The organism is Pseudomyxococcus flavus (assembly GCF_050038885.1).
Lineage (GTDB): Bacteria > Myxococcota > Myxococcia > Myxococcales > Myxococcaceae > Myxococcus > Myxococcus flavus.
Genome location: NZ_CP143624.1, coordinates 7,628,476 through 7,642,747, shown reverse-complemented (window position 1 = coordinate 7,642,747; position 14,272 = coordinate 7,628,476). Strand labels below are relative to the sequence as shown.

The following is a 14,272-nucleotide window of genomic DNA, read 5'->3' as shown; positions in this document are numbered from 1 at the left end:
GGACAGGGGCGCCGTGGAGCATGCCCCTATCTTCACACGCAGGGTGGACGCCGTCCGGGACTCAGCCCACCTGTGAAAGGTGGGCGGCTTCGGCCGTCCGGGGAGCAGTTGCGGCCGCATCGGCAGCTCGCCGCGTGTTCGCCTCGATAGCCACCTGGCAAAGCGCCGACTGCGCCTGAAGCTGGAGGGCGAAGGCCCGCCCCCGGCCAATGGTGACGCCGATGAAGGCGCCGACGAGCGCGCAAATAAGCGTAAACGGTGCGCCGTTCTTCATCGGCGCCGTGATGACGCTCCCACCAAGGATACCGAGGATGAAGCCGATGAAGCCCGTCATGAAGACGATGCGGCTCGCTCGACGGTAGAGTGCTTCAGCATAGCCGCGGATGATGTTCGGGTCGTACTGCACTGCCATTGCGTACCCCCAAGTACAAGCAGACCTGACTCTCCAGGTCGGTCCGGTGAGTCGCATGAGCGCGGCACACCGGACAAGAGAGGCAACCTGAACCCGCCTGGGTGTGCAATACCTCCCCGGGGTGATGCGTCAGCGCCCTTACCCTGCTTCCTCTTGGAACTCGGCGGAGACGTCGTAGGCGTTGAATCCCTTCAGTGTGCTCGTCCACCGGTCGCAGACGACGCGCAGCACCTGGGCGCCGGCCGCGGTGAAGGTGAGCTGGGCGCCAGTCGGCGGCGCCGCGGTGAAGGTGACAAGCCCCGAGGGCGCCAGTGTGTAGTCGGCCCCCGCCCCCAGCAACACGCCGTCGCGGTACACGAGCGGTGCAGCCTCCCAGCCTACAGCGGGCACCAGCTCGCCCACCGTCGCGTCCGGGGCTATGGGGCGCTGCAAGAGGAACTGCGTCCTAGCCCCGTCCCCGGTGCCGAACGGCTGCCCGGCGACGGACCATGCGCTGTCCGGCACCACAAACTCGAAGGCGGCCGTTCCCCGGTGCGCGCGGAGGAAGGCGTCGAGCGCGTCCGCCTCTGACTTCCGGCGGGCGGTGAACTGGAGGGACCAGCGCTGGAGAAGGCCCCGGGCACCGTCCTCCGAGCGCTGGGAGTAGCCGTCGCCGAACTGCGCCTTGCGCACCCGCGGCTGGCTCTCAAGCTGGGCACCCCAGCTTGGCGTGAACGGGAAACGTTCCATCGCGCAATGCTCGCGTCATGCGTGGACTGAATCCTCCGCGTTTTCTCTTCGGCGGCGGTTACACCTTGCGCCACAAATCGACCAACTCCTGATGGCGCTTGGCTTGAATATGAGATTCAAGCTTCGACTGCAGGTCACGCAGTCGTTTGACCTCGGACATGTACTCCTCGATGCGAGTAACCGTCACCTTTGACCACTTCACCGGCCCCATCGGATGGGTGTATCCAAAACTAGCAAGGACTTCATTCACCCTCGCGCTCACTGGCACATTCACGAGCTTTACGAACTCGTCAGGCGGCTGCGGATCGATTGAAGAACGCACCATTAGGCCAGTGACACCAGCATTGAAATCATGACCGGACTGGTGAGGCCAGAACTTAGGCTTCGCGAGCGCCTTACGAACGCCCGTGGCGACTTCAGTAGCTCTCGAATTGATCTTCTTCTTCAGTGCGCCGAGCCGTCCTTCTCTATTCAGCGCCCGTGTCATCTCTGCGCCAGCATTGAGGATGATTGCCTCGGCCCCCTCCCAGACTGCCTTGACAGCGTCCTCTTCCACCAACTTCGCGATTGCCGCAGCGGCGACCTCGATGGACTCAAGCTTTTGAGCGATGGCCTCCTCAACTTCCCATTGAACGTCATCCATATCCACAGCCGATTGCCTCCGCATGCAGGTGCTATCGCAAGAAAACCAGAAGCGTAGGAGCAACGGCAAGCAAGGGGGAGCCCATCTCCTGGCTTAGGAGTCCGTTCCCCTCGACGCGGAACAGCAGGGTCCCCCTCCCCTCGCCCGCGACGGAGACCAGGTAGACGTGGCCGTGCTCCAGAGTCTGCGCCGCATGCACCACCTCGAAGCCCTCCGGAGCTTCGCCGTACATGACGCGTGGCGCCCCGGGCCCGACGTGCGTCGGCAGGACGCGGACAGCCCACATCACCGCGCCGTCCTTGTCGACGATGCTTAGGGAGTCGTACCGAGGCACGCCGTCTGGTTGCGACGGCTCGCTGATGACGAAGGCCGGCGTGGGAAGGCGCTCATGGGCGGACGCCAGCTCGACGATGAGCGGCGGCTCGCAGGCCCCCACAAGGGCTGCGAGGACAGCCACCACCGCAAGCCGCAGAAGTCGGTGAAGGCGCATGGCTACGGCGCCCCCCGGCCAGCCCGGACCTCGCGCACCGCGGCCTCGAGCTGCGCGGTGTAGTCAACGCCGCCGAGGTAGAAGCGCCTCGGCGGCGTCTCGAAGAAGCCAGCGCGGTAGCCCTGCTCCAGCAGCTCGGCTTGCTGCTCCGGGTTCATCTCGCTCCAGGACTTCCCCTCCCGGAGCGCCTTGCCGAGGTTGTACCCGTCGCCGAAGGCCTGCGCGAAGAGCGCCTCGCTCATGTAGTCGGTGCCACCATTCTGGTGCTGCCAGACGTGCGCGGCCTCGTGGACGAGCAGGTCCACCTGCAGCGGGAGGAAGCGCTGGGGGATGTAGATGGTGTTCCCGTGCGCGAAGGGCCGGCCAGACGCCGTGAGGAGCCCCGCGTCGCCCTCCTTGATGCTGATGCGCGAGTAGTCGAGGGAGTCGCCGTACACCTGCCGAAGGGCAGCCTCCTCCACGCCCGTCAGCCCGCGTCGCACGGGCTCCACACCCAGGAGCGTCTGGACGGCGCTGATGGCCCTGCCGCCCACCATGAGCACCGCGTCGACCGGCGTCTGGACCACCTGCACCAGGCCGCGCGCGAGCTCGCTGAAGCCCTCCCGGAAGCGCCCGGTGAACACCTGGCCCAGGCCGCTGGCGAGCGTCTGCGCCGCCTCCGCGCCGTTGCGCACGAGGCCCACAACGGCATCCGCCGCCCCGCTCACGAGGCCACCGACGGCGTCTCCCACCCGCCGGAGGCCGCCCGACACGGCGGACCCGATGCGGCTGAGAAGCCCCTTCTGCGCCCCCTGCTCACTCCTCTGAGCCTTGAGCCCCGCGGCGGGCATGCGCTCTGCCTTTACAACGGCCTCTGGCTGCGCGCTGGCGAGGACCAGAGCCATGGCCGTGGGTCCCCCCTCGGGCCCCTGGCGCCCCGAGACGGAGCTCCCGAAGGACTCGATGGAGTTGCCCACCTTCGCAAGGGCTGAACCGCGCGGGCGTGCCGTACCCGCGGCTGCCTCCGACAATGAGGGCTCGGGCTCAAGGCCCGGGAGGCCCGTGCTGCGTGACGTGATGGATTCCATGGGTGCTCCATGCTGAGAGAGGTGGAAGTCGCAGCCTTCCAGCCAGCGCGCCCACGGCGAGCCGGGCAGGCCGGGAAGAGAGCTGCGCAGTGAATTGGCGCCCGCTGGGCGGGACACGCGTCAGAAGCCGCAGGTGTGGACGTTCTGCCCTGGGAAGTACCGGCAGTCGCTCGGGTTGCTGCACAGCGGTCGGCACTGGCCCGCGGCGTTGGGCACGGAGCACGTGTTGCAGAAGCAGCTCGTCTGGTGGCCGAACGCCGTTACGAACGTGGAACAAAAGCCCGCTGAGGAGTTGGTTTCCGCGGCGCAGTTCGACGCGATGAGCACGCCCGCACTCGTCGCGCACGTGAAGTGGACCCGCGGATTGGCCACGCTGGTGCCCGTGGCGGACGCGCAAACGCCGTTGGCATCGACGCTGCCGCACCGGCACGCCCCGCTGCCGTCAGCCGCGATTCGCTTGCACTGCCCGGGCCCGCAGTTGAGCGCGACAACCCCCTCCTGAGCGTCGCACCTCACCCAGGTGTCGCCGGTGCAGTATCCGTACTGGTTGATGCCCTGGCAGGCGCCGCCGATGCGCACGCAGCCCGTTCCGGCCTGGTTCGGGACGTACCCGGCGGCACAAGCGCAGCTTTCCCCGTCGGCATTGCAGGTGGAGTTGGCCGGGCAGGTGCCGCAAGTTCCGCCACACCCGTCGGAGCCGCACACCTTGTCCTGGCACTGAGGTACGCAGACACAGGCGCCTGTCGCGTTGCACATGGTGCCCGTGCGGCAGGTGCCGCAGGTGCCACCGCAGCCGTCCGGCCCACACAGCCTCCCGTCGCACTTCGGGACGCACACGCACCGGCCGCCCTCGCACGCATCACCGGAGCCGCACGAGCCGCAGCTTCCTCCACACCCGTCGCTGCCGCACGTCTTCCCGGAGCACGAAGGAGTGCAGGTGGCCGCGCACTGCCCGTCCGCGTCGCACACCGTCCCTGCCCTACAGGTGCCGCACGTCCCGCCGCAGCCGTCTGGGCCGCAGGACTTGCCCGAGCACCTCGGGGTACAGGTGCTGCCGGCGTCACCTGGGGGCGCCCCGGCGTCCTGCTCGACGGAGCCCCCGTCTCGCGAGGATGACGGCGGCGGGCGACCGTCGTCCTCGTCAGTGGGGCCGCAATGCAGGAAGGCCACGGTGGCGAGCACCGAGACGAAGCGAAGGGAAGCGGGCGCGGGACGTCCGAGGGCCATAAGGAAGTCCTCCGGCCGGAACTGCGCTGGCGAAGTCCCGCGCGAGCCCGGCTTAACGAGGCCGCCCAGAGCAAGGACCATGCCGTCCTCCACCGCTCTCACCGCGCCAGCGCTGGCGTCTCCCCGGTGAGACGGTCACGCCACGCAGAGACGCCAGGTCCCTTCTTCAAACGCCCTCGGATTCACCGGCTGCTCGGATGAGACAAGGCACGTGCTGCTAACCGAGGGAGACACGAGCCGTTAGCATTGACGCGCATCCCCCCGCAACTGTGTACGCGGGAGAACCTGCGATACTGTCGCAGACCTCTCGTCTCGCGAGGCAACGTTTGACTCTCCATCCGCTCACCCAGCTCACATTGCAGCAGCCGCCATCCACTCCCGAAGGCCCCAAATGGACCGAAAAGCTCGCGGTGCTCATTGCGCTTGCGACACTTGTTCTTGGCGCGGTCACGTCTTGGAAGGACATCGGTCCCGTCGCTCCCCAGTTGGTGTCATTCGGGTCCGCCCTGAGCCTTCTACTGTTCGGCCAACCACTCCTCACGAAGTGCAGAGCGATTGTTCGTGCCCGGAAGCACGCGCGCAACGAGGCAGCGCGGCTTTCACGCTTCTCGAAAATCACGAGCGATGCACTCGCACTCGTTACAAGCCAATTGTCCCCGTGGAGGGGAGACGCGAACACCGCGTCACATACCATCGAGCAACTCGTCAATCTGCTCGATGGCAAGGCGACGCAGGAGGCACACCTGCTGAGGGATGTAGTGACGGCGTACTGCATGCCCTTTAACGTCATGCCAAAGAGCGTTACTCCACCACAGAGCGAACTGGCTGCGCGCATCCTGAACGAAGCACTCCATCGGCTCCTGGAAAAACTGCCGCGCTACCTGCGTGAATGCGAAACAGTGACGGAGCAACATGATGACAGCCGAGCGCCCTACATTTTCTCGCAGACGAACATCCTACGCCACAGGGTGAATGACCTCATCCGCGAGTACAATAGGCTTGCGAAGTTGGGGCACGAGGAGGGGTTCAGCGTCCTCAACCCAATCGACCATGCGAAGTTTCTGCTGGAGCCACCCCGGGCAAGGACGGCGGCAAAGTAGACCAACTCCTGGATATGCAGCACTACTCTCCAAGAGGGAGCGGGTGGCCAATCCACCGTGCTCATGGCTCGACGCCGCCTGAGTCAGTGCTCACCCTTCACCTTCGCCGATTGACGAAGTCGTAAACGAAGCCACCGGGCCGCATCTCCTCCAACATCACCCTGCGGACTGCTCGCCCCAGGTGCTGGCCCAGGCGCCGCGATTCCTCCGTCGTGCCAGGCGCCTGCACGTCCGCGCGCACTGAGCCGTCCTGGTGCACGTGAACGTTCACGTTGATGGGCGGCACAGCGCCTGCGGGGAGCGCCATGCTGGTGGCCCCGGTCGGCACGACGGGCGTCACCAGCTTCGCCGGCCCGTCCACCAAGGGTGAGCCGCTCTTCATAACGGCGGGCGCTGACATGTCGAAGGCCGACTTGCCCGCGGTGACGCCGCCCGCAGCGGCTCCCCCCGAGGCGAAGCTCGCCCCCGTCACGCCGCCGAGGAGCGCCGACGTCCCCATGTCCACGAAGGCCGTGAAGGCCTTGTGGGCGAGGAGCCGGGCGATGTCCTTGAGGATGGAGTTCACCATCTCCCGGAACTCGAACTTCCCCGTCGTGGCGAAGGTGACGAAGGCATCCTCCATCGCGTTGGTGGCGGACATCATCGCGTCCCGGGCCAGGGAGAAGCCGTCGCTCATCTGGCTGTGCAGGCGCACCATTTCCTTCTGGTACGCCTCCATGCTGATGCGCTCCTCGTCCAGGAGCTTGTTCAGCATCTCGACGCGCTTCCGCACCTCTTCCAGGGGGTTGAGCTGCCGCTGGAGCAGCTCCATGTCCTTCACCAGCTGAGCCTCCGCCTTCCCCTCCTTCGTCCAGAGGGTGCGGGCCTTCGCGAGCTGGTCCTGGTACTCCTTCGCGGACAGCTTCCCCTTGTCCAGTTCCTCCCGGAGGATGCGCTGCGCCTGGGCGTACTTCGCGGCGCCAGAGTCGCCCAGCTCGCGGTTCAACTCCTCGACGATGCGCTTCCGCTCCTCGTCCGCCTTCGCCGCCGCCTTCGAGGTTTCGATGATGCGGAGGGCCTCGTCGGCGCGCTTCTTCTGGACGTCCGTCAGCTTCGCGTACTGGTCGGTGAGGCGCATTGCCGCCTCGCGCGAGAGTCCGGCCCCGCGGGCCTCCTCCTCCAAGCGCAGCACCCACTCCTCGGCGCGCTCCGCGGCCTGCTCCCTGGCCTTGAGCTCATCCAGAATCTCCTTGCCGGACTTCTGCGCGGCCTCGGCGGCGACCTTGTGCTCTTGGGTGAGCGTCACGGCGGCGGCGGCTTCCTTCCTGGAGGCGGCGGCCACGGCCTCGCTCATCTTGGCCAGGGACTCCTTGATTTCGGCTGCCCGCTGCTGCTGCGCCGCGAGGTCCTTCTCCAGGGGGACGAGTCTCTTCTCAATCGTGTCCCGAAACCTGGGGTCCTGACGCGCCCGCTTGAAGTCCTTAATGTCGGCGAGTCCCCATTTGTGATTCACCGTCATGATGCGGTTCTGCATGTCCTTTACTTCCCTATTCAGCCGGTCGATTTCCTTCTCGGCATCCGCAAGATCAATGCGCGCGACCGACTCATAGGCTGCAGCCAGTTCCTGGATGGTGTCTACCTCCTCGGTCAACCGGTCCTGGTACTTCCCCCCAAGGGCGGCCATCTTCCCCTTGGCGATGGTGAACGCCTCCATCGCTCGTGTCTGGTCTTGGAGCGCACGCGTCTGCTCCACCAGGTCGACAATGATCTGGCTTCCCTTATTAGCGGAGGCGCCCGACTCCTGGGCGAACTGCCGGGCCTTCTCACGCGCCTCGTCGGCCGCTCGGCCGAACTCGAAGAAGGCCGAAATCGCTACGCCGAGAGCCATGGTCACGACGCCAATGGGCCCTCCAAGCATGCTCAGCGCCGCCGCACCGGCCCGCGCGGCCACCGAAGCCTCTGCCACGGCGATGGCCTCTCGCACCTTGGCCTGGGCGAGCGCGTTGGAGGCCAAGGCGGCGCGTGTGTGGGCGACGGTGAAGGGGCCCTCAAGCGCGGCAGCGGACTGGAGCGCCGCTTGGCGCTGCTCGAGCGTGGCCAGGGCCGCGCGAAGTGCGCCCTGCCGCGTCGTCTCCCACATCCGTACGTACCCCGCCTCGGCGAGCGCAGCCTTCGTCACGGCGTCCTTGTTCCGGTTCACCGCGGCCGCCTTGTCCAGCAGTCCCTTGGTCCATTCCTGAGCCCACGAAGCGGCCTTCATCGCCGTCAGGATGGCCATGCCTTGGGCGAGGTACCCGACGGCCGTTGCCGCGGCATCGAAGTTCTGGAGCAGGCTGCTCATGACGGGGTCCAGCTCCGCGAGTACTCCGTCACCCACCTCCGTCTGGAGCGCGACGAACTTCGCGTGGAGCTGGTCCAGCTTCATCTGCGGCGTGTCCGCCATTCGCAAGAAGGCCGTCTCCGTTCTCCCGGCGGCCGTCTCCATGTTCCGCAGCGAGTTGGCGAAGTCAGCGGCGCCACTCCCAGACAGGGTCATCGCGGGCAGTAGCGCCTCGACGCCACCCACGAGCATGGCAAGCTGGTCGGTGCTGCCCTGCGTTCGTTCCGTGATGTCGGCGAGGAATCCGGCCAGGCCCTTCGCCTTGAGCCCTGCCGTCGTGAACTCGATGCCCAGCGCCCGCGCCAGGTCCCGGGCTTCATTCGACGGCTTGGCCACCTGCGCGAGGATGGAGCGCAGTCCTTCCATGGCCGTCTCCGTCTTAATGCCGGCCTTGGTGAGGGCCGCGTTCGCCGCGAGCAACTCCTGGAGCGACACACCCACCTGAGAGGCGATGGGCGCCAGCTTGCCGATGTGCCGGGCAATCTGCTCAATGGACGTTTTCCCGTCCGCGGCAGAGACGAACATCGCGTCGGCTGCCACCGTGGCGTCGCGAATCTGGGCCCCGTAGCTCGCCATGATGGACGTGAGTCCGTCCGCCGCCACCCCCACCTCCGTCACGCCTCCGATGGCCAGCTTGTTCGCCACGCGAAGGAGTTCCGTCGCCTGAGTCGCGTCGCTCGCGCCGGCGCTCATGATTTCGTAGAGCGCCTTCGCCTGCTCCGTGGGCACGCGTCCGAACTCCGCACCGAGGGCCTTCGCCTGCTCGGTGAGGGTGCCCATCATCTGAAGCTGGTCTCCCTCAAGCAGGGTGCTGATTTGGGCCATGGCGGTGTTGAAGGCCAGCGCCTCCGACGTCGCGCTCCGGAGCGCCGAGCTCAGCGCCGCGAAGCCAGCGACCTTCGTCAGCAGCCCGCCAAGCCCCTGGGAGAGGCGGTTCACCGGCTTCTCGGTGTCCTCGACAGCGCGCTTCATCTCCTGGACGGCACCAGCGGCGCGCGTGTGCTCCGCCTGCATCTTCGAGAGGTTCATGGTGGCCTTCGACAGCTCGCCCATGAAGCGACTCACCGCCGAGGTATCGGTGAACGACGCCTGGAGCCGGCCCGTCGCGGCGTCCAATGCGCCCAGGCGCGTGTGGAAGCGCTCCAGCCCCGAGGTGTCCCGGAACGCCGCCTGGAGAGCAGTGGCTGCCTCTCCCATCGTCTCCAGGTCCTTGCTTACGGTGCGCATGCGTGCCAGCGCTTCGTTTGTCTCGTTCACCTCCTTCACCATGCGCTCCAAGCTCTTCGCGTAGAGCTCGGTGGCCGTTTCAGTCTTCTTGGTGGCCGCCTCCGTCTTCTCTGCCGCCGCTCCGAGCTTCGTCAGTTCGGTGACGCCCGTCTTCGCATCGGACGTGTCGATGCGGACGGAGAGTTCGGCGAGGTCTGGTCCGTTGGACATGGCGACTCCTTGTCACCGCCCGTGGGCGGCGTTGTGCGGGTGGGCACGGACAACCTGAACTGGTGAGTAGTGGCACACCACGCGCTTGGTGTGCTGGCCTACGGCGCCATGCGCGCGCTCTACGTAATGGTGGCCCTGGCAGTGCCTCTCTTCGGGTGCGACTTCCGCACCGATGAGGACAAACGCCTGGAGGCAAAGCGCCTGGAGATGATTCGCCTGAGCAACGAGATTGATGGCCGGCCGGATCTCCGCTGGGTGGCCGAAGGGAAGCACCACACCATCTTCATCCGCGTACAGCCATTCGGCCCCGGCACTCCGGAGCAAATTCGAGAGGCCATGTTGAAGGAGATGTCGAAGTACGACGCAGGGAAGGAAGAAACCGAGAAGGAGGGCTGGACACACGTCGGCTACCGCGACCGAGACACCGGACTTGAGGTCATCAAGCCCGTGTCCGAGCTCCGCGGCATCGACGCCGTCATGGCCGAGCAGGAAGCGAAGGAGGCAGCAGCCCGGCCCGTCGTCCCGCAGCAGCAGTAGCCGCGCCCACGCTTCCCGCCTCACGTCGTCCTCCCTCACTTCTTCGGCTTCGGCGTCATCTCCACGCGGAAGGCGTCGTCGAGTTGCCGAAGGAGGCCCACCTCCGCCGGCGTGGGCTGGTTCCCCGTGAGGCGCGCCCAGGCCTCCACGTCCTGGTAGGATATGGGCGCCAGGGAGAAGGCCCCGGGCGCCCGGGCGTTGCTCAGCTCGCAGAACCACTCCCAGACGTGGGCGAGCGCGTCAGGCAACTCGTACTCCCCCACCAGCTCGGCCGGCGCCTGGCCGGTGGCCTTCGCCACCTGCTCCAGGTGCGCCCGGAGTGGCACCCCGGAGGCGTCCGACTTGCTCAGGCGGAATTGGTGCTGGGCGAAGCCGAGGAGCTGCTCGGCGAGGTACCGAAAAAACTGGCGGCGTCCGTGACGGCTGCGTCCACCTGCCGGCGAAGCCAGGGGTGCTCCTGGTACACGCGGCGGGCATTCTCCTTCGAGAAGGGCAGCGGCTCGCCGTTCTCCTTGAAGCCCTCCCACGAGGCCGTGCAGCGCACCAGCAGCTCCAGGCCGTCCGCCTCGGTGTCCTCCGCAGTCACCTTCGAGGCGCGGCCGGAGTGCTGCAGCTTGTGGAGGCGGCGGTTGCGCAGCGCGCGGTCCGCCTCGCGGTAGGTGGGCGAGTCCACGCCGTGCACCACCACCTTCATGCCCGTGGCGTCGCCGGTGGCCGGGTGGACAATCTCCACGGTGGTGGTGTCGCTGCGCTGGAGGCTGCCGAGGTCGAGTGCGGCGGGGGTAGTCATAGGGGGCTACTCCTTCTGGAAGCGGGTGGAGGGCGCGAAGCCGCTCCGGTTACGGGTTGCTGCGCTGGTAGAGAATGGTGGCGCCGGAGGTGGCATCCAGCAGCGCGGTGAAGGGCAGGCTGACGGTGACGGGGCCCTCGCGCGGGTTGTCGACGTCGCCGCCCGTGTACTTGAGGCGGGGAATGCGGATGGAGTGGAAGTCCGTCCCGTTGACGTCCTCCAGGAGCAGCTCAAGGCTGGACTCCTCCTCGTTGAGGTAGCGGTTGAGGAGGACGTCGTCCTTGAAGTACGCGCTAATGCTGCCGGAGACGACGAAGGCCCCCTCGTGAATCTCCTGGGGGCTGTTCTGCCCGACGACGCCTTGGACGCTGCGTCCGTTGGCGATTTCCAGCTCGACGGCCGTCACGTTGGCCACCAGCTGCCCGCCCTCGTACAGCGCGCCGGTGAAAGCGTCGAAGGGGCTGCCGGTACCGGCCGGGGCCAGCGAGGCCGCGTGGGTGGCCGTGGCCTGCACCATGTCCTTGCCCAGGAAGCCCATGGTGCCCGTGACGATTTCGCCGGGAGCCACGGAGAGGGAGAGGCTGTCCACCGCGCAGCCCCGGTACAGCAGGTACTGGCCAATGTCCGTGAAGGCCCGCTCCAGGCCGAAGGTGACGAGCTCGGTGCCGTTGGCCAAGCGCTGGCCCACCAGGGCCACGGTGCGGTCCGCTGCCGCCGCGTCCACGGTGAGCGCCCTGTCCACCTCGAGGCGCAGCGCGGACACGGCCGTCACCTTCGCCCGGCCGTTGTTGTCCGCCTCGGCGAAGCCGGAGGCCGTCACCATGTCCCCGGGCAGGAAGCCGTCCTCGAGGAAGCTGCCGGCGGTGCGGACGAAGGCGTCCGCCTCCGCCGCCAGGGAGGCCGCGCCCGTCGTCACCGCGCGCCACGTGCCGCTGAGGGCGGCGGCGAGGAGGACGTCGAAGGTGCCGCGGGAGAGCTCGAAGGAGAAGTCGCCGCCCACGCTGCGCATGCCGTGGCGCAGGTCCGCCGTCTGCCGGTCGGCCCGAATCTCGTTGGACTGGTACGTCTCCTTCGTGAGGTTGAGGCTGGTGTCCGTGAAGCGGAGCGCCTGGTACGCCGTGCCGGGCACGCCGTACTCGGACTCCGGTGCGAAGCGCAGCGCGGTGCGCTGTCCAGAAGCTGAAGCCATGTGTCTCCTCCCGCTGCCCGCGAGGGGCAGCTCAGTCCAACGAGTGCACCAACCAGGAAATGCTGACGGGCGTGGCCCACCACGGCTCGTCTCGCAGCGCGGGGCCGACGGAGGCAGAGTGGATGCTCACCACCGTGTCGTTGCGCTCCAACCTCGTGCCCCGCTTGAAGGCGTCGCACAGCGCCTGGGCCACGGTGAGGCTGCCTGCCGTCCCCTCGCCGAGGGGGTGGAAGAGCAGCACCTGGAAGACTCCCGGGCGCCGCGTGTGCGAGTCCACCCCGGCTCCAGCGGGTGACGTCCGGGCCGGGAGGCAGTCCAGCCGAGCCCAGGGCACGCCCGGCGTGGGGGTGAAGACGATGTTGGGGTAGGCGAGGTTGCCCTCGCCCAGCAGCGGCGCCAGCACCTCGCGCGCGCGCAGCTCCAACGCCTGGGGGATGTCGAGAAGGGGCGGACTCACGTGCCGTCCCCCTTCCCTGCCTCCTGCTTCGCCTCGCCCACAGCCTCTCCCAGAATCTCGGACAGGTTGGCCAGGGTGGTACGCACCATGCCGCGGGGCGCCTGCTGGCTGTGGCCGAATTCCAGCCGGCGCGCGTAGGGCAGGTTGTTGGCGACGTACACGGTGTCGCCCAGCTTGGCGGCTTCGAGCGCATCCTTCGCCGCGGTGATGGTGGCGCCGCCGTCCTTGTCCGTGGCCTCCAGGGTGCCGTCGGGCCGGGCGCCCACGCCCGCGCGCCAGTTCCCCCGGAAGTGCCCGGTGTCCACGGGCGAGGCGGTGACGACGTTGGCCAGGATGCCCAGCGCCGTCTTCCGCACCACCTCGTTGGCGCGCTCCTCCGTCACCTTCACGAAGGCCTGAACCTGCCGGGTGAAGCTGCCCCGGCGTGCGCGCCGGTCCGTGTTCTTCAGACTCATGCCACCACCCGGAGGACGTAGAGGACGGGAGTGCCCTGCAGCTGCACCGGCGGGTCCGTCCGAAGCACCCGCCAGGTGCACCCTTCCAGCGGCCCCACCTCGTCGCCGGGGCCCGGCGTCACCGGCAGCCCGGCCGCGGCCACCAGCACCTTCCGCCGGCCCACCTTCACCGTGCCGGCGGGCACCAGTTCCTGGTACCCGTTGTCGGCCTGCACCAGCACCTGCACCGCGTGCGTGGTGACGGTGGCCGGCGCCGTGGAGAGGGCCGGGGCGTACGCGCCCGTCGTGCGCCGGGTGAGGGTGGCGCCCTGGCCGAAGCGCTCCAGCAGCGCGAGGGCCTTGCGGGCCAGTCTGTCCGCCTGGGCGCTCATCCCCGGACAAGCCCCACGGTGCCGATGCCACCCACGCTGGCCCCCCGCAGGAAGGGGCGCAGCAGCGTGGCCACCTGCTCCGGAATCGGCACGTGCCTCTCCGGGGACGTCTCCAGCGGCCCCACCTTCACGCCCTCGTCCACAATGGGCCCGAGGCCGGCCGTCCAGTCCTCCGCCATGAGGCGGAAGGCGAACTCCGCCACCGCCCCGCGCACGCGCAGCGGCACCGCAGTGGCGGGCAGCGTCACCCCATCCAGCACCACGCCGCGCCGGGGCCAGGCCAGGGCCTGCTGCGCCGTGGCCCGGCTGCCCGCGTAGCCGTAGTGGGTGTCCAGCAGGCGCGTGGCCCACATGAGGTGCCGCTCCTTCGCCTCCTGCGTGGCGGACTCCCACGCGGCGTTGTGGCCGCGCGCGGAGTGGTAGGCGTCCGCCTCCACCACCGTGCAGTACGAATTCGCTTCCGGCCCGCTGGGCGTTGCGTCGAGGGGCATGAGGTGTCCTCCGGGGGCTGCCGACTACTCCGCCTTCGCCTTGCCCTTGCCCTTCGCGGCGGGCGCTTCCTCAGCGGGGGCGGGTGCCGGGGCCGGGGGCGCCGCGAGCGTGTCGCGCAGCTGCGCCTGCGTGGTGCGCAGCTCGGCCTTCACCCTGTCCAGTTCGGACACCAGCTCCTCAAAGGCCTGCCGCTGCTCCTGCACCGGGGCGGCCGCCTCCGGCTGGGTGGTGCCCGCCGTGGTGCGCGAGGCACCGGCGCCGCCCCTCAGCGCTCGCTCGTAGGCTTCCTTTGCCTTGCGTCCCTCGACGCTGCCCTCCGGGTACGCGCTGTAGTAGCGCGACAGGAGGCGCTGCGCGGGCCCGCTGCTGCGCGGCGGCAGCACCAACTCGCCGCCTTTGAAGGTGAAGCCCCCAAGGGTGATGTCCTTGCCCTCGTTGGGGCCCACCAGAATCATCCGAATGCCGTCCATGCTTGCTCCTGCTGTGGAAAGGGAGGAGCGGGGAAGCACCACGCCTC

The 14,272-nt window shown here is 68.1% G+C and carries 17 protein-coding genes; 3 read left to right on the top strand and 14 right to left on the bottom strand.

Features of this window, described 5'->3' with window-relative positions:
* Nucleotides 1–61: 61 nt before the first annotated feature.
* The 5 genes from VZL07_RS31890 to VZL07_RS31870 all read right to left on the bottom strand — a co-directional run bounded on the left by VZL07_RS31890 (nucleotide 62) and on the right by VZL07_RS31870 (nucleotide 3,158).
* Nucleotides 62–412, bottom strand: coding sequence for a hypothetical protein (locus tag VZL07_RS31890; RefSeq protein ID WP_426751721.1), 351 nt, complete (start codon nucleotides 410–412; stop codon nucleotides 62–64).
* Between the two features lie 138 nt (nucleotides 413–550).
* Entirely contained in the window at nucleotides 551–1,141 is a 591-nt protein-coding gene (locus VZL07_RS31885; protein WP_426751720.1) for a phage tail protein, read from the bottom strand.
* Nucleotides 1,142–1,199: 58 nt separating this feature from the next.
* On the bottom strand, nucleotides 1,200–1,790 hold the full coding sequence (locus VZL07_RS31880; RefSeq protein WP_426751719.1) for a hypothetical protein: 591 nt from the start codon (nucleotides 1,788–1,790) through the stop codon (nucleotides 1,200–1,202).
* Between the two features lie 25 nt (nucleotides 1,791–1,815).
* Nucleotides 1,816–2,274, bottom strand: a complete 459-nt coding sequence (locus tag VZL07_RS31875; protein ID WP_426751718.1) for a hypothetical protein — start codon at nucleotides 2,272–2,274, stop codon at nucleotides 1,816–1,818.
* A gap of 2 nt (nucleotides 2,275–2,276) precedes the next feature.
* Nucleotides 2,277–3,158: a hypothetical protein gene (locus tag VZL07_RS31870; RefSeq protein ID WP_426751717.1), complete on the bottom strand. Its 882-nt coding sequence runs from the start codon at nucleotides 3,156–3,158 to the stop codon at nucleotides 2,277–2,279.
* A gap of 409 nt (nucleotides 3,159–3,567) precedes the next feature.
* Between VZL07_RS31870 and VZL07_RS31865 the strand changes: the two genes are divergently transcribed.
* Nucleotides 3,568–3,843 carry a hypothetical protein gene (locus VZL07_RS31865; RefSeq protein ID WP_426751716.1) on the top strand — a complete coding sequence of 92 codons (276 nt, stop codon included), beginning with the start codon at nucleotides 3,568–3,570 and terminating at the stop codon, nucleotides 3,841–3,843.
* A gap of 1,051 nt (nucleotides 3,844–4,894) precedes the next feature.
* Nucleotides 4,895–5,668: a hypothetical protein gene (locus VZL07_RS31860; RefSeq protein ID WP_426751715.1), complete on the top strand. Its 774-nt coding sequence runs from the start codon at nucleotides 4,895–4,897 to the stop codon at nucleotides 5,666–5,668.
* A 97-nt stretch (nucleotides 5,669–5,765) separates the two neighbouring features.
* Here VZL07_RS31860 and VZL07_RS31855 read toward each other — a convergent pair whose 3' ends face one another.
* Entirely contained in the window at nucleotides 5,766–9,464 is a 3,699-nt protein-coding gene (locus tag VZL07_RS31855) for a phage tail tape measure protein (RefSeq protein WP_426751714.1), read from the bottom strand.
* A 69-nt stretch (nucleotides 9,465–9,533) separates the two neighbouring features.
* Here VZL07_RS31855 and VZL07_RS31850 point away from each other — a divergent pair, with 69 nt between their 5' ends.
* On the top strand, nucleotides 9,534–10,001 hold the full coding sequence (locus tag VZL07_RS31850) for a hypothetical protein (RefSeq protein ID WP_426751713.1): 468 nt from the start codon (nucleotides 9,534–9,536) through the stop codon (nucleotides 9,999–10,001).
* A gap of 35 nt (nucleotides 10,002–10,036) precedes the next feature.
* Here VZL07_RS31850 and VZL07_RS31845 read toward each other — a convergent pair whose 3' ends face one another.
* From VZL07_RS31845 to VZL07_RS31810, 8 genes are read right to left on the bottom strand one after another with little or no spacing between them, the layout of a single operon-like run.
* Nucleotides 10,037–10,327, bottom strand: a complete 291-nt coding sequence (locus VZL07_RS31845; RefSeq protein ID WP_426751712.1) for a phage tail assembly chaperone — start codon at nucleotides 10,325–10,327, stop codon at nucleotides 10,037–10,039.
* A gap of 20 nt (nucleotides 10,328–10,347) precedes the next feature.
* Entirely contained in the window at nucleotides 10,348–10,791 is a 444-nt protein-coding gene (locus VZL07_RS31840) for a hypothetical protein (protein WP_426751711.1), read from the bottom strand.
* A 49-nt stretch (nucleotides 10,792–10,840) separates the two neighbouring features.
* Entirely contained in the window at nucleotides 10,841–11,980 is a 1,140-nt protein-coding gene (locus VZL07_RS31835; RefSeq protein ID WP_426751710.1) for a phage tail tube protein, read from the bottom strand.
* 31 nt (nucleotides 11,981–12,011) lie between these two features.
* On the bottom strand, nucleotides 12,012–12,437 hold the full coding sequence (locus VZL07_RS31830) for a phage tail terminator-like protein (RefSeq protein WP_426751709.1): 426 nt from the start codon (nucleotides 12,435–12,437) through the stop codon (nucleotides 12,012–12,014).
* Nucleotides 12,434–12,892, bottom strand: a complete 459-nt coding sequence (locus VZL07_RS31825; protein ID WP_426751708.1) for an HK97 gp10 family phage protein — start codon at nucleotides 12,890–12,892, stop codon at nucleotides 12,434–12,436. Before VZL07_RS31825 ends, VZL07_RS31830 begins: the two co-directional genes overlap by 4 nt.
* Nucleotides 12,889–13,263: a hypothetical protein gene (locus tag VZL07_RS31820; RefSeq protein ID WP_426751707.1), complete on the bottom strand. Its 375-nt coding sequence runs from the start codon at nucleotides 13,261–13,263 to the stop codon at nucleotides 12,889–12,891. Before VZL07_RS31820 ends, VZL07_RS31825 begins: the two co-directional genes overlap by 4 nt.
* Nucleotides 13,260–13,754 (bottom strand): DnaT-like ssDNA-binding protein, encoded by a 495-nt coding sequence (locus tag VZL07_RS31815; protein WP_426751706.1) that lies wholly within the window; start codon nucleotides 13,752–13,754, stop codon nucleotides 13,260–13,262. Before VZL07_RS31815 ends, VZL07_RS31820 begins: the two co-directional genes overlap by 4 nt.
* A gap of 24 nt (nucleotides 13,755–13,778) precedes the next feature.
* Nucleotides 13,779–14,225, bottom strand: a complete 447-nt coding sequence (locus VZL07_RS31810) for a hypothetical protein (RefSeq protein ID WP_426751705.1) — start codon at nucleotides 14,223–14,225, stop codon at nucleotides 13,779–13,781.
* Nucleotides 14,226–14,272: the final 47 nt, after the last annotated feature.

Excerpts from the sequence above, each read along its gene's own strand:
- VZL07_RS31890 (WP_426751721.1), bottom strand. The coding sequence starts at position 412 with ATGGCAGTGCAGTACGACCCGAACATCATCCGCGGCTATGCTGAAGCA.
- VZL07_RS31885 (WP_426751720.1), bottom strand. The coding sequence starts at position 1,141 with ATGGAACGTTTCCCGTTCACGCCAAGCTGGGGTGCCCAGCTTGAGAGC.
- VZL07_RS31875 (WP_426751718.1), bottom strand. The coding sequence starts at position 2,274 with ATGCGCCTTCACCGACTTCTGCGGCTTGCGGTGGTGGCTGTCCTCGCA.
- VZL07_RS31870 (WP_426751717.1), bottom strand. The coding sequence starts at position 3,158 with ATGGCTCTGGTCCTCGCCAGCGCGCAGCCAGAGGCCGTTGTAAAGGCA.
- VZL07_RS31855 (WP_426751714.1), bottom strand. The coding sequence starts at position 9,464 with ATGTCCAACGGACCAGACCTCGCCGAACTCTCCGTCCGCATCGACACG.
- VZL07_RS31840 (WP_426751711.1), bottom strand. The coding sequence starts at position 10,791 with ATGACTACCCCCGCCGCACTCGACCTCGGCAGCCTCCAGCGCAGCGAC.
- VZL07_RS31835 (WP_426751710.1), bottom strand. The coding sequence starts at position 11,980 with ATGGCTTCAGCTTCTGGACAGCGCACCGCGCTGCGCTTCGCACCGGAG.
- VZL07_RS31825 (WP_426751708.1), bottom strand. The coding sequence starts at position 12,892 with ATGAGTCTGAAGAACACGGACCGGCGCGCACGCCGGGGCAGCTTCACC.
- VZL07_RS31820 (WP_426751707.1), bottom strand. The coding sequence starts at position 13,263 with ATGAGCGCCCAGGCGGACAGACTGGCCCGCAAGGCCCTCGCGCTGCTG.
- VZL07_RS31815 (WP_426751706.1), bottom strand. The coding sequence starts at position 13,754 with ATGCCCCTCGACGCAACGCCCAGCGGGCCGGAAGCGAATTCGTACTGC.
- VZL07_RS31810 (WP_426751705.1), bottom strand. The coding sequence starts at position 14,225 with ATGGACGGCATTCGGATGATTCTGGTGGGCCCCAACGAGGGCAAGGAC.